The organism is Caballeronia sp. DA-9 (genome assembly GCF_051615025.1).
In the GTDB taxonomy this organism is placed as follows: domain Bacteria; phylum Pseudomonadota; class Gammaproteobacteria; order Burkholderiales; family Burkholderiaceae; genus Caballeronia; species Caballeronia sordidicola.
In genome coordinates this window covers 100,727-113,941 of record NZ_CP195132.1, presented here as the reverse complement: position 1 = coordinate 113,941, position 13,215 = coordinate 100,727, and the positions used below count along the sequence as shown (strand labels likewise).

8 protein-coding genes and 1 pseudogene are annotated in these 13,215 nt (G+C 62.0%); all 9 read right to left on the bottom strand.

Translation table 11 applies throughout. From position 1 onward, the window contains the following. Nucleotides 1-3: 3 nt before the first annotated feature. Nucleotides 4-54, bottom strand: a pseudogene (locus tag ACRWA7_RS06760) (hypothetical protein); the annotation flags it as partial. Then, the gene (locus ACRWA7_RS06755; protein ID WP_438392004.1) at nucleotides 51-1,706 is read right to left on the bottom strand and encodes an FAD-binding protein; all 1,656 of its coding nucleotides are present in this window, start codon (nucleotides 1,704-1,706) and stop codon (nucleotides 51-53) included. The gene ACRWA7_RS06755 and the pseudogene ACRWA7_RS06760, both read right to left, overlap by 4 nt. Nucleotides 1,707-1,945: 239 nt before the next feature. Beyond that, a complete protein-coding gene (locus ACRWA7_RS06750; RefSeq protein WP_438392003.1) occupies nucleotides 1,946-3,622 on the bottom strand; it encodes an FAD-binding protein in 1,677 nt (558 codons plus the stop codon). Between the two features lie 38 nt (nucleotides 3,623-3,660). Beyond that, entirely contained in the window at nucleotides 3,661-4,470 is an 810-nt protein-coding gene (folE2, locus tag ACRWA7_RS06745) for a GTP cyclohydrolase FolE2 (protein ID WP_438392002.1), read from the bottom strand. Between the two features lie 21 nt (nucleotides 4,471-4,491). Continuing rightward, complete coding sequence (locus tag ACRWA7_RS06740; protein ID WP_438392001.1) at nucleotides 4,492-7,248, bottom strand: TonB-dependent receptor; 2,757 nt, start codon at nucleotides 7,246-7,248, stop codon at nucleotides 4,492-4,494. Nucleotides 7,249-7,555: 307 nt separating this feature from the next. Next, the gene (locus tag ACRWA7_RS06735; RefSeq protein ID WP_438392000.1) at nucleotides 7,556-8,149 is read right to left on the bottom strand and encodes a nitroreductase family protein; all 594 of its coding nucleotides are present in this window, start codon (nucleotides 8,147-8,149) and stop codon (nucleotides 7,556-7,558) included. Between the two features lie 47 nt (nucleotides 8,150-8,196). Continuing rightward, nucleotides 8,197-10,035, bottom strand: coding sequence for an ABC transporter ATP-binding protein (locus ACRWA7_RS06730; protein ID WP_438391999.1), 1,839 nt, complete (start codon nucleotides 10,033-10,035; stop codon nucleotides 8,197-8,199). After that, nucleotides 10,032-11,942, bottom strand: a complete 1,911-nt coding sequence (locus ACRWA7_RS06725) for an ABC transporter ATP-binding protein (protein ID WP_438391998.1) — start codon at nucleotides 11,940-11,942, stop codon at nucleotides 10,032-10,034. The genes ACRWA7_RS06730 and ACRWA7_RS06725 overlap by 4 nt, the downstream gene beginning before the upstream one ends. A gap of 62 nt (nucleotides 11,943-12,004) precedes the next feature. Then, nucleotides 12,005-13,021: an ABC transporter substrate-binding protein gene (locus tag ACRWA7_RS06720; RefSeq protein ID WP_414970034.1), complete on the bottom strand. Its 1,017-nt coding sequence runs from the start codon at nucleotides 13,019-13,021 to the stop codon at nucleotides 12,005-12,007. Between the last annotated feature and the right edge of the window lie 194 nt (nucleotides 13,022-13,215).

The window sequence follows — 13,215 nt, the reverse complement described above, 5'->3', positions numbered from 1 at the left end:
TTCGACGCATTTGCCGCAACCATTGCATATGTCATCAGCGATAAATTCGATCATGCTGCGAGTCCCTCCGGGAACACTGCTGTCGGGTCGACCGCTTTGCGCCTAACCCAAACCTTATCGAGGCCGCCCGAAATCAGGTGATGCCGCTGCGCCGAGTCGAGTTTCGGAAAATCGCTGCGCCGATGCAGCCCGCGGGTCTCGGTCCGCTCCAGTGCGCTGGCATTCATCCAGCGCGCCGCGGCCAGCAATGCAACGGTCTCACGCGCGCGCAACGCGTTGCGTGCGGCAGCGCGGCTGTCGCTGCCGGATGCCGCAGCGAGCCCTTCGCGCAGGGTGTGCCAAAGGCCATCGAACTTGCGCAATGACGCGCTCAGATGGTCGCCATGACGGTAGAAGTTGCGATCCAGCGGCAGCATCTCCCCTTGCACCTGTGTCACGACGTCCTTCAGCGCGATGTCGTGGCGTGGCGCGCCTTTCGGCCGCAAGCCCGCGCCACCCACCGGCCGTGCGCTACGCGAATGCGCGGCCGGACCCACCTTGCGTGCAAAACGCACCGCCGCCTGGCCCGCATACGTGCCCGCGCCGATCGCCCAGCCCGCTGCCGGACCACCGCCCGGAGGCCCCGCGCCATTGGTCTTTTCGCGACTGGTGACGTCCCCCGAGGCGAATAGTCCTGGTACCGTGGTCGACAATTCATCATCGATCGCAAGGCCGCCGGTTGCACGAATGCTGCCCTCGCAAACGAAGTCGACGCGGTACTTCTCCTTGAACGGATTGATGCCGGCATCCTCGAAGAACTGGGTGCTGACGTAGTGGCTCTTGAGCACGAGCTCCTGAACCTCGGGGTTCTCGACCTTGGCGAACGTGTCCCAGGCCGCGCCCGTATCGAGGATCGCGTTCACTACGCCCCGGCCCAACAAAACTTCCTTGCCGTTGTTGTCGAAGAGCGTGCCGGACCCTTCGCGATAGGCGCCCTTGCTGAGCGTGCCGTCATACGGCTTGATGTGGTACTGCCCGGTGAACTCCATGCCGGAGAACTCGGCGCCCGCTTCGGCAGCCAGCAGATAACCATCACCCGTGTTGCCGCGCGTGCCGGCGATATTCGACAGGAATGACGTGCCACCCGTCGCCACCACCACGGCCCCTGCCCGCACTCGCCAGGTCTCACCCGTATGACGGTTCACGCCCGCAGCGCCCACCGCCACGCCGTCCTCATCGACTAGCAACTCCAGCGCCGGGCTGTGATCGAGAATCTGCACGCCGACGCTCTCAAGCCGCTGGCGCAGGAAGGCCAGGACGTTCGGCGTGATGCCGCCGCGCTTCTCGCGACCGTCCTTGATGCGCGGCCACTTGTAACCCCATTGCGCCATCTTCTCGAGGTTGCGGTAGCTCTGGTCGAGGATCCGCTCGCCCCAGCGCGAATCGGCCAGGCCGAACGCCAGCGCCATGCGGGCGTTGACCATCGCATCGCGCTGGATCGGATCGTCTGGCTTGATGAAGTAAGCGCCGACACTGCCTGCAGCGATCGGGCCCGCCGCGCCCGCATAACCTTTCTCCGCGACAATCACGCTTGCGCCTTCTTCCACCGCCGCGAGTGCCGCCCAACTGCCCGACAGGCTGCCTCCGATCACCAGCACGTCGGTTTTCAACTCGATGTCATACACACTTCCGGCAAGCCGTTCACCGACATTCGACCCTTGGGTCATGTTGATTCTCCTTTCTAAGTTTCGACACGACGCTCGCATTGATTTGCTTCGAGCGTTCATTCATTTCGTACTACTCTATGCATGGTCCGTGCCAAGCATCACGAACGGTGGACCGGGATGTCCAGGCTTGTCTGGCAAGGCTTGGGCGCAGGACATCTCCAGTCAGCCCCGCTTGGCCATCCCGCCAGTGCTGATGTGCTGCTGCGTTCCAGACACTTGCACAACAACCCAGTGGCTCCTTACGCGGCCAGACCTTCCGGATACACCGCGGTGGGGTCCACCGCCCGACGACGCACCCAGACCTTGTCCAGGCCACCCGAAATCAAATGGTGCCGTTGCGTGGGGTCAAGATTGGGAAAATCGCTGCGCCGATGCAAGCCGCGGGTCTCGGTACGCTCCAGGGCGCTCGCATTCATCCAGCGCGCCGCGGCCAGCAGCGCAACGGTCTCACGCGCACGCAGTGCATTGCGTGCCGAACTGCGATCATCGGCGCCTCGGACCGGCGCCAGTTCATCGCGCAGCGTCTGCCACAAACCGTCGAACTTACGCAATGACGCGCTCAGATGGTCGCCATGACGATAGAAGTTGCGGTCCAGCGCCAGCATCTCCTCCTGCACCTGGGCCACCACATCCTTGAGCTCGATTTCTTCGGCCGGTGACCTGCGCGGCTTCTGCGGCCGCAAGCCCGCGCCACCCACCGGCCGTGCGCTACGCGAATGCGCGGCCGGTCCCACTTTGCGCGCAAAGCGCACCACAGCCTGGCCCGCATACGTGCCCGCGCCGATCGCCCAGCCCGCTGCCGGACCACCGCCCGGAGGCCCCGCGCCATTGGTCTTTTCGCGACTGGTGACGTCCCCCGAGGCGAAAAGGCCCGGTACCGTGGTCGACAATTCGTCATCGATCGCGAGGCCACCCGTCGCCCGGATGCTACCTTCGCAAACGAAGTCGACGCGGTATTTCTCCTTGAACGGATTGATGCCGGCATCCTCGAAATATTGGGTCGCGACATAATTCGATTTGAGGAGCAGCCGCTGGATTTCCGGATCTTCAACCTTGGCGAACGTATCCCAGGCCGAACCGGTTTCGAGGATCGCGTTCACTACACCCCGGCCCAGCAAAACTTCCTTGCCGTTATTGTCCGAGAGCGTGCCGGCGCTCAGCCGGTAGGACCCTTTGCTGAGCGTGCCGTGATACGGCTTGATATGGAATTGCCCGGTGAACTCCATGCCCGAGAACTCCGCGCCCGCTTCGGCTGCCAGCAGATAACCATCTCCCGTATTGCCGCGCGTACCCGCAATGTTCGACAGGAACGACGTGCCACCGGTCGCCACCACCACGGCCCCCGCGCGCACCCGCCAAGTCTCACCCGTATGACGGTTCACGCCCGCTGCGCCCACCGCCACGCCGTCCTCATCGACCAACAATTCCAGCGCCGGACTATGATCGAGAATCTGCACGCCGACGCTCTCCAGCCGCTGGCGCAGGAAGGCCAGGACGTTGGGCGTGATGCCACCGCGCTTCTCGCGGCCGTCCTTGATGCGCGGCCATTTATAACCCCATTGCGCCATCTTCTCGAGGTTGCGATAGCTCTGGTCGAGGATTCGCTCGCCCCAGCGCGAATCGGCCAGGCCGAATGCCAGCGCCATGCGGGCGTTGACCATCGCATCGCGCTGGATCGGATCGTCTGGCTTGATGAAGTAGGCGCCGACACTGCCCGCCGCGATCGGGCCCGCCGCGCCCGCATAACCTTTCTCCGCGACAATCACGCTTGCGCCCTCTTCCACCGCCGCGAGTGCCGCCCAACTGCCCGACAGGCTGCCTCCGATCACCAGCACGTCGGTCGCCAACTCGACGTTATATACGCGCCCGGCAAGCCGTTCGCCAGTACTCAGTCCATGCCTCAGTCCATTCGTCATTTATCACCTTCCGTTAAGTGTCGTTGTCCTTGCATTCATCACGGCGCGGCAAGCTTGTCGCGTTCGACCAGCGCGTAAGCGCTGTGGTTATGAATCGACTCGAAGTTCTCTGCTTCCAGCACATAGGCCGCTATCCGCGGTTCGCGATCCAGGCGCACCGCGATATCGCGCACCAGGTCTTCGACGAACTTGGGGTTGTCGTACGCGCGTTCGGTGACGTACTTCTCGTCGGGCCGCTTGAGCAAACCCCAAAGCTCGCACGACGCTTCGTCCTCGGCCACCCGTATCAGTTCTTCGAGCGACAGCGCGCCCACCATCTCGGCCCGGATCGTCACATGCGAGCGCTGGTTGTGAGCACCATAGGACGAGATCTCCTTCGAGCAGGGACAAAGGCTCGTGAGCGGCACCTTCACCTGCAGCACGATGCGCGTGCCTGCGACGCTCCGCTCGCCAATCAACGTGGCCTCATAGTCCAGCAGGCTCATCACGCCAGAAACCGGCGCGGCCTTGCGCACGAAATAGGGAAACGACACTTCTATGCGGCCGGCTTCGGCATCCAGCGCCGGGAGCATCCGCTGCAGCAGCGCGTCGAGTCCGTCGACGTCCAGCGGGCCGGCGTGGTCGTCGAGCAGTGCAATGAAGCGCGACATGTGAGTGCCCTTCTGCTCGGCTGGCAAGTGCACATCCAGGTTCCACACGCCGACCGTGTGCTGCAACTCGCCTCCCGCTGCGCGATACGCAAACGGATAGCGCACGGCGCGTACACCGACTCTCTGAATCGAAACCTGCCGGGTATCGGTGCTGCTCTGGACATCTGGCATCGAAAAAAAGACATCGCGTTGATTCATTGGATTTTCCTTGGGACTTCGTTAATCGAATTTGGCTCGCAACACGACCCCCACGAACCGTGGATCACCCAGCAGTTCCGTTACCGGCGCGGTGGAGGTGAACGTGGTCTTGGCCAGCGCGTAGCGCACGTTGAACAGGTTCTTGACGATGACACTCACGTCGTAGCGACCATTGGTCGGACCGATGCCGAAACCGATGTCAGTCAGGGTGTATGCCTTCTGCCAGCCGTACTCTGACAACGTCGTATCCAGGTTCGTCCCTGAGCGATACGACACGTTGACATTGGAATGGAACAGATAGCCGTCGAACACCGGGTGCGTAAATTCGGCACCAAAGTTCAGCGTGAGCTTCGATGCGCCGGGAAGTTGCTTGCCTGAGAAATTGCAGACCGGCGCCGAGATTTCCGCCGGGCAGGTTGCGTTGTCGAATGACTTGTAGATCGCGCTGCCATAGGCGCCAGCAAGCGTGAACACAAAGTGCTTCAGTCCCGTGTAGGCTGAATCAATTTCGAGGCCGCGCAACTGGACCTCGTCGGCATTGCCGGTAACGTTGCGGTAGCCACTTGCCTGCGTCGGGTCCAGCACCTGCAACAACTGCTGATAGCCGTGGATGTTGGTCTGATACAGGTTCGCGTTGAAAATCAACGAGTGATTAAGCAGCGCGCTCTTGAATCCCAATTCGAAATCGAGCGCCTTTTCAGGATTCGCGTTCTGGGGCGCACCGTTGGATGTATTGAACAGCACCACCCCTGACTTCTGCCCATAGCTGGCCGAGGCATAGAGCAGGATGTCGTCGGTCAGCTTGTAACTCGGACTGAGCAGCCAGGAGGTCGAGAGCTGGTGAATGCCCTGCCCTTGCGAAAAGCCATACAACTGACCGATCTGTCCATTGCGTATTGCGACCGCATTGGCAATTTGCGACTGCTGCGCGGCGGTCAGCGCGGAGTAGGTCGAGACGCCGAAATACTTCTGCGCGGTTGCGTCGTTAGCGGCAAGTGCCGATCCGCCATTGACCAGGACCTTCTCCAGGTTGTTGTTACGCTCTTCGTCCGTTTCACGCACTCCCGCCGTGATCGTTGCCTTGTCGGTCAAGTGCCAGTTCGCCTGGCCATAGGCCGCAAGACTGGTGGTGGTCGGCCATTGTGTCTGGCGGGTATAGACATTGTTGAGAGAATCGGACATCAACTGCCGCCCCGCCGCGGTGGCGTTCAGACTCGCGTACTGAGAATTCGACGCGTAGAACGCTCCGGCGTCCGTGCCAAATTCGGCCTTGGAGTTGGTCTGAATGCTCTCTCGCAATGCATATAGCCCGACCTGGTAGTCGATCGGACCGCCGACCGGGGAATTCAATCGCAATTCCTGTGAGGCCTGCCACTGCGTCGCATCGGTGTTGTAGTTGTACGCAATGTTGAATGGGGTGTCGTCGTTGTCGTTGCGCGCGATGAAGTTATAACGGTCGTACGCTGTAATCGAGGTCAACGTGTACTCGCCCAGATTCCACTTGAGTTCCGCCGACAGCCCGTCCTGCTGGTTCTTTACCGGCTGCTGCGCGTTGAGGTTGACCTGGTTGCCGCCGTAAGTCGGCTGATACCCACCGAACCAGCTCCGTCCCAGGCGGGAGGTGAAGGTTTGCGCGCCACCCGCTGTGCGTGACGTACCGTTGGCGAGGGTCGTCGGGTCCGTCACGAGAATGCTGCCGCCGTTGTCGTATTCGTTCGAATACTGATGGTTCAGGATGATTCGGGCAGAGAACGCCGAGGTCGGCGTGAACAACAATTGCAGCCGGCCGCCAATGCGATTCGAGTTGGTGTAGGTCGAATCGTCCGGATAAGCGTTGGTCACGGCGCCATTCGCGTTCTCGGCCGACACCGACGCACGGTAGGCCAGCACGCCGTCGATCAGCGGTCCCGTTGCGCTCGCCTGTTCAATGAACGTGTGCCGTGTCCCGATGGTCGACTCGAACGTGTATTCCGGCATGAAGCTCGGCAGCTTGGTCGACACGTTCACCACCCCGAGCGTCGTGTTCTTGCCGAGCAAAGTGCCTTGCGGTCCGCGCAGCACTTCCACCTGGTCTAGGTCGACATAGTTCGCCCACGAGTATGCGCCATACGCGAGGAATACGTCGTCGACGATGATGCCCACGCTCGATTCCATCGCGTCGGTCGCCCCTTGCTTACCGAGGCCACGCATCGAGATACTCGACTGCCGCGCATTCTGGGGGCTGACGATGATCCCGGCAGCATGCTTGGCGAAGTCGGCAAACGTCACTGCGCCGTCCTGATCGAGTGTCTTGCCACTCACCGCCGACACCGGAATCGGCACATCCTGGAGTTTCTCCGCGCGGTTGCGCGCCGTCACCACGACGGCACCCAGGGTATCGGCACTATCCTGTGCGGCGTTAGCCTGTGAAGCGGCGTTCGCCGAAGCCGCCGCGTTGGTGACCGGCGCGGCAGTGGCAGCGCCCGGTGGCGCACCTTCGCCTTTCGGAGGCTGCTGGCCCTGCACTTGCGCCTTCAGACGGTCGCGCTCCTGCTCCACCTGGAGCAACTCGTCGCGCAGCCGCGCGTTTTCGGCGCTCAAATCACTGCCGGAGGCCGGCGGCGCGCTCTGGGCTAGCGCAAGACCCGGCATGGTCAACGAACAGCCTGCCACCATCAACACGCCGCTGGCGAACATCGCCCGGCGCATGCCGCCTTGCCGCTCGAGCAATGCCGGCGGAAAGGCCCGCTTCGAAACAATCCTGATTTCACCGCATCGACTACCTTGCATACCGCCCATCGCAATTTTCCTATGTCATCGTTAAAAACGGAGGTCACATGGCAATCCGATGGTTTCCATCGTTGGACACGCGTTGGCCCGAATCGCTCGACGAGATATTCGCAACTTCCATGCCAATTTTTCGTACTACTGAAATATTGATAAAAATTGAGTCGTGTTCTTGGCGGACGTGCCGATCGATCCTAATCGCGGCTACAACTCCACGGATTTTTGCCCTGCTCGCGGTTTCGGAGTGATGCGGTACAAACCTTATTGCTGGAAGGGGTTAGCAATGCGAACACTCACTGCACTACGCGATGCAGCAAGCTCAGGGGAATCCAAAATGGCCATCGCATACCAGTTCGGTCACGGGAAGCCGACTACTCGGACGGTCGGAGGCCTGCAGATCGGGACTCAACGCGGCCCGGTTACTTGCCTTGCCAAGCGCGATGAATATCTCGATCTCATAGTCATCCGGAATCTTCAGCGCGGCCCGTGTCCGTTCATACTGGAAGCCGCCGATCGCACGCGTGGTCCAGCCAAGCAGGCTGGCCTGATGCGCGAAGTTCGACCAGGCGGCGCCTGCATCGAATGAATGCGATCGCAATGGCCGCTTGCCCTCCGGACTATCGCGCGTCTTGCGCGACAGTACGAGCACCAGGGTCGATGCAAGCGCGGCCCATTCCTGGTTCTTCTCGTTGAGCAGCGGATAAAGCCGGTCCCAGTGCGGCGACTCCCTCTTCGCGTAGATAAAACGCCAGGGCTGCGCATTGCCGCCGGAAGGCGCCCAGCGAGCCGCTTCGAAGCAACTGAACAGAACGGAATCGGGAATCCGTTCGCCACTCAGCGAACGCGTCGACCAGCGAGATACGAAGACCGGTTCGGTCGGGTGATGCGTGGTGCGAAATTGCTCTGTGCTCATGGCGCTCTCCATGGATGGTTGGAAAAGACGGAAAATGCTGGTTCGAGTTACGTCATTGCCGGCGTGATACCGGGCTCGGACAAGTCATCGAACGATGCGCTGCTGCTGGCTTCGAGTTGTGCGTAGAGACCGCCCCGCTCCACCAGTTGCGCATGCGTGCCCTGCTCAGCGATTCGGCCGTCGTGCATCACGACGATTGTATCGGCCTGCCTGATGGTTGCCAGGCGGTGCGCGATGATCAGGCAGGTACGGCCCCGCATCAACACGCGCATGGCTTGCTGGATCTCGCGCTCGGTGAAACTGTCGATATTGGCAGTCGCTTCGTCGAGGATCAGAATCGCTGGCTCCGCCAGCAAGGCACGCGCGAAGCTCAGCAACTGTCGCTGGCCCAGCGAGAGGTTGCGTCCACGCTGGCCGAGCTGCGTATCGTAGCCTTCCGGTAACGCGATAATGAAGTCATGCGCGCGCACCGCCTGCGCGGCCGCAATGACCTGCTGGCGGGTTGCATCGCCGCGGCCGTAGCGGATATTGTCAAGAATGCTGCCCGAGAACAGAAACGGTTCCTGCAACACGATGCCGACCGTGCGGCCAAGGGAGGTGAGTGCAACATGCCGCACGTCATGCCCCCCCACCCGCACGGCGCCCAGCCAGACGTCATGAAAGCGATGGACCAGCGCCGCGATGCTGGTCTTGCCCGACCCGGTCGGGCCCACCAGCGCGACCGTCTGGTAGGGCGCGATACGTAGATTGATATCGTGTAACACGGCAAGCCCCGGACGATAGCCGAAGCTGACATGCTCGAGCTCGATGGACGGCGGCAAACCATCTATATCGATTGCCTGCGGCGCGTCGCTAATGGTGACCGGCAAATCGAGCACTTCAAAGATGCGGTAGCCCGCGGCAACCGCGCGTTGCATCACCGTGTACTGCATCGACAACGTCCGGATTGGATCGAAGAAGCGCTGCACGTAGAAGATGAATGCGACCATCACACCCACGTCGAGCGCGCCCGAGACCACTGCGGCACCCCCCGCTACCACCACAATTGCCAGTGCGACGCCCGTCAATATATCGACTGCCGGCACGATCATCTGACCCAGCCGCGACGAGGCGATCTGAGCCTCGAGATTTTCACGCGCCCGTTCAGTGTAGCGCTCGAGGTTCACCGCTTCACGCCGATGCTCCTGGACCGTGCGAATACCGTTGATGTTTTCCGCGAGCGCCGCGTTGACGCTGGACGATGCCTCGCGCGCGCGGCTGAATGCTGCTCTCGCGCGCCGAATCCAGATGGCTCGCAGCACAACCAGGGGCGGCAGTACCGCAAGCGTGAACAAGCCGAGCCGATAGTCCATCGCCAGCAATACGACGACAATGCCTGCCAGATGGAACAGATCCCCGAATGACGAGACCGAGTTCTCCATGAATTCCTGTAACGCGTTTACATCGCCCTGCAGCCGCGACATCAGCCGTCCGCTCTGGGTCTGTCCCAGCAACCCCAGGGAGACCTGTTGCAGATGCGCGAACATGGCGCGGCGCAGATCGAAAATCACGCATTGCGCAATGCGCGCGGAAAGCCACTCGTTGAGGAACTGTGAAGCGGCATACGCCGCGACGAGCGCGCCGAACACCGACAACGCGAACGCCAGACCCACTGACGATCGGCCGACCACGCTGTCGATCGCGTATCGGACAACATACGGAATGCCCAACTGTGCGGCGGTGAACACAGTCACCGATGCGAATGCGGCCACGCAGCGCCAGCGATAGGGCCTGACGAATCCCGCGATACGGCCAAAGATCCGCGGATCAAAGCGCGCGAAAATCTCCTCGCCCGGTTCGACGCCAGCCTCTTCTATGATCTTGCTTGAATCAGCCGGCGCGTTCATGGCTGTTCCTCCAGCGTGGCGCCGAGTTCTTCGGCGCTTGGCCGGCTGGCAATGACCTCGTTGTGATGCTGGTCGCGCTGCAAAGCCCATAATTCGGCGTACGTGCCGGCTGCCCGGAGCAACTCGGCATGCGTGCCACGCTCCACAATGCGCCCGGCGTCAAGCACGATGATTTCGTCCGAGTGCTGCACCGAGCCGAGCCGGTGCGAGATGATCAGCGTCGCGCAATGACGCACGGTTTCACGCAGCGCATGGCGCACCTGGCGTTCGGTGCGCGCATCGAGCGCCGCGGTTGAGTCGTCGAGGACGATGACCGCCGGTGTGCCGAGCAGCCCGCGGGCGATCGATGCACGCTGCCGTTGACCGCCCGATAACGCCGCGCCGCGCTCGCCCACCCGGGTGGCGTACCCCAGCGGCAAACGCGCCACATGCTCGTGGATCTGCGCAATCGACGCCGCTGCGACAACACGTGCGGGCTTCGCGTCTGGCTCCGAATAGGCGATATTCTCGTGCACCGTCGTATCGAACAGAAATACATCTTGCTGCACTGAGCTGACCGTAGCACGCAGTGACGCGAGGCCGATGTCGCGGATATCGATGCCGTCTAGCGTGATCCGGCCAGCGGTCACGTCGTAAAAACGCGGAATCAGATTGGCGATCGTGGACTTGCCGCTGCCGGGCGGCCCGACGATACCGAGCGTGCGTCCGGGCCCTACCTCGAAGCTGATATCGGACAGCACCGGCCGACTGGACGCTGTATCGCCGTACGCAAAACCGACCGACTCGAAGCGCAGGACGCCTTGGTAACGCTCGGGGACGTGGGCGTTCTGTGCTTCGCGCAGCGCAGGCCGTGCGTCGAGGACCGCGAACAGACGTGCGCCCGATGAAGCCGCGCGCGCCCCGGAGTTCACGACCATTCCCAATTGCCGCACGGGTTGCTGCAGGATAGTGATGAAGGCGAGGAATTCCGTCAGCCGCCCGACCGTCATTAAACCTTGTTCAACTCGATGGCCGCCGACAGCCAGAACCAATCCCATCGACACGTAGTAGGCAAGATGCATTGTGCTCGTCGCGCTCATGCGTACCGTGATGCGATGATTCGACATCCTAAGCGCCTCGTTGGCTATGGCATCGAATCGGTGCATTTCACGTGGCATCGAGGCAAATGCGCGGACTACATGCATGCCCTGAAGGTTTTCCTCCATGCAAAGTGTCAGAGCCGACATCAACTGCTGCAGGCGCAGCCAGCTCTGGCGCAGGAATAGACCCATGCGCGTAGCGCGCCAGACCACGACCGGCACGAACGCAAAGGCGAGCGCGGCCAGCGTCGCGTCGCTGCCGAAGAGGCGCCATGCCCCAACTCCGAGCAGCAATACGAGCGTCACCACGCGCAACAGGCCCGATTCGATGAAGGCCCGTACGCCTTCCAGATCGAGCATGCCGCGAGCGATCAGGTCGCCCGAATGTGCCGCGTCATGATACGAGTGATCTAGCCGTTGCAACTGCTCGAAAAATGCCAGCCGCAAATCGTACCCGACGCGTTGCGCCACGTTCTCGCCAAGATAGCCTTGCAGCCCCGTCAGGCCGCCGCGTGCGGCGCTGGCGAGAATCAGCAGCGCACCGCTCGCAAGTGAAGCGCGGTGGGCAAGCGTGCGCGCCACGCCTTCGCCACCGCCTTGCAGCAGGTGGTGCGCGGCGTCGACCGCGCGCCCGAGCAGCCAGGGCACCGCAAGATTGAGCAGCGCTGCGCCCAGCGTGCAGCCGAGCGCAAGTATGCAGCGCCACGGATAGCGCCATGCAAGACCCAGCAGGCGGCGCAGCGTAGAAGGAATGGCGCGGCCGTCTATCCGGGCGAGACTCGGCCGCGTTCGGGACAGGTCGTCCTCTCCAGTAGCGCTCGAATTCATGCAATGCTCAGGGAAGGTGATCACGGGTTCAGGGAGTACAGACATGGTGGGGCGGCCCCGCGCTAGGCGCTCAAACGGCCGTTGCGCGCGGTCATGACCGCATCAAAAGCGGTGTAGTCGATCCATTGATCGACATCTATCGCCCGCTCGATGAAGCCCCAGTCGGTCAAGAACGTCGTGAAATCCTTGAGCGCCGCAATCCACTCGTCGCACAGGTTCAACTGCAGGTGATCCGGAAACTGGTCCCCATACGCGGCGTGCACCAACGTTTCATCGACGTCGCCTTCCTGGGCCGCATAGGCAAAGGCCTCACGCGGATGCGCGCTCGCCCAATCGGCTGCATCGATCGCCAAGCGCAGGAAACTGTTGCCGAGGTCAGGAAACCTTTCGAGGATCTGAGCGCTCGCGGTGAACACGCGCAGCGTGCAGCCGTTGTTGCGCACGCGGCTCTCCGGGTGCAGACGTAAGTCGATGACGGACTTGAGCGCCAGCGCCTTCGCTACGCGCGCGCCCGCCAGTCCCCTCACGTAGATGACATCCACTTCATTGCGCAACAACGCGTCGGCTTCGGCTTCGAACAATTTCTTCGGGTTCGCTTCGATCGGTACGATCTCGACGTCCTTGTGGGTGAGACCATCCAACGCCAGGACCGTCAGCAGCGTGCGCAACGCCGACGCTCTGAAATGGTCGACCAGCTCGCCGCGATGCACGGGCAACCCGAAGCGCCTTCCGCGCAGATGCCGGGTCGCGGCGATTCCGTTGCCCGGCAGCGCCAGCAACTGCTGTGACTCGTCAGTCCACGAGAGACCGATCACGCGGGTCGCCGCGCCCCGCGCATGCGCCCACGCGGGCGGCATGATGCTGCCCTGACGGAATGCATTTGCGAGTGCATATTCGCCGTGGCGCTCGGCATCGGAAAGCAGTCGGCCTTCCCGCAACGAGCGGATCGCGGTGGATTCGCTGCCGCGATCCCCGCTCAGCCATCCAAGATGTACCGCAAGCCCGAGCGCAGTAGGTGCCGGAGAATGACTATAAGAGAACGCGTTCGAATGCGCGCTCAATATGGAAATTTTGTTCATGTGCCTGTTCGCTGCTTGTTGATCGAGCACGGTCAGCCGACGGCTAACCGCGGCACTGTTAGGCAAATATCGCGCCAAGATGTGCGCTATGCCGGATAAGCCTTCGAAGCAGGGGTCCCCGTGGGCGTTACTTCACACACGACAGTCGATCAGCAATCAGTGCTGCAAAACAAACAGCGCGCCAGCATCGATCC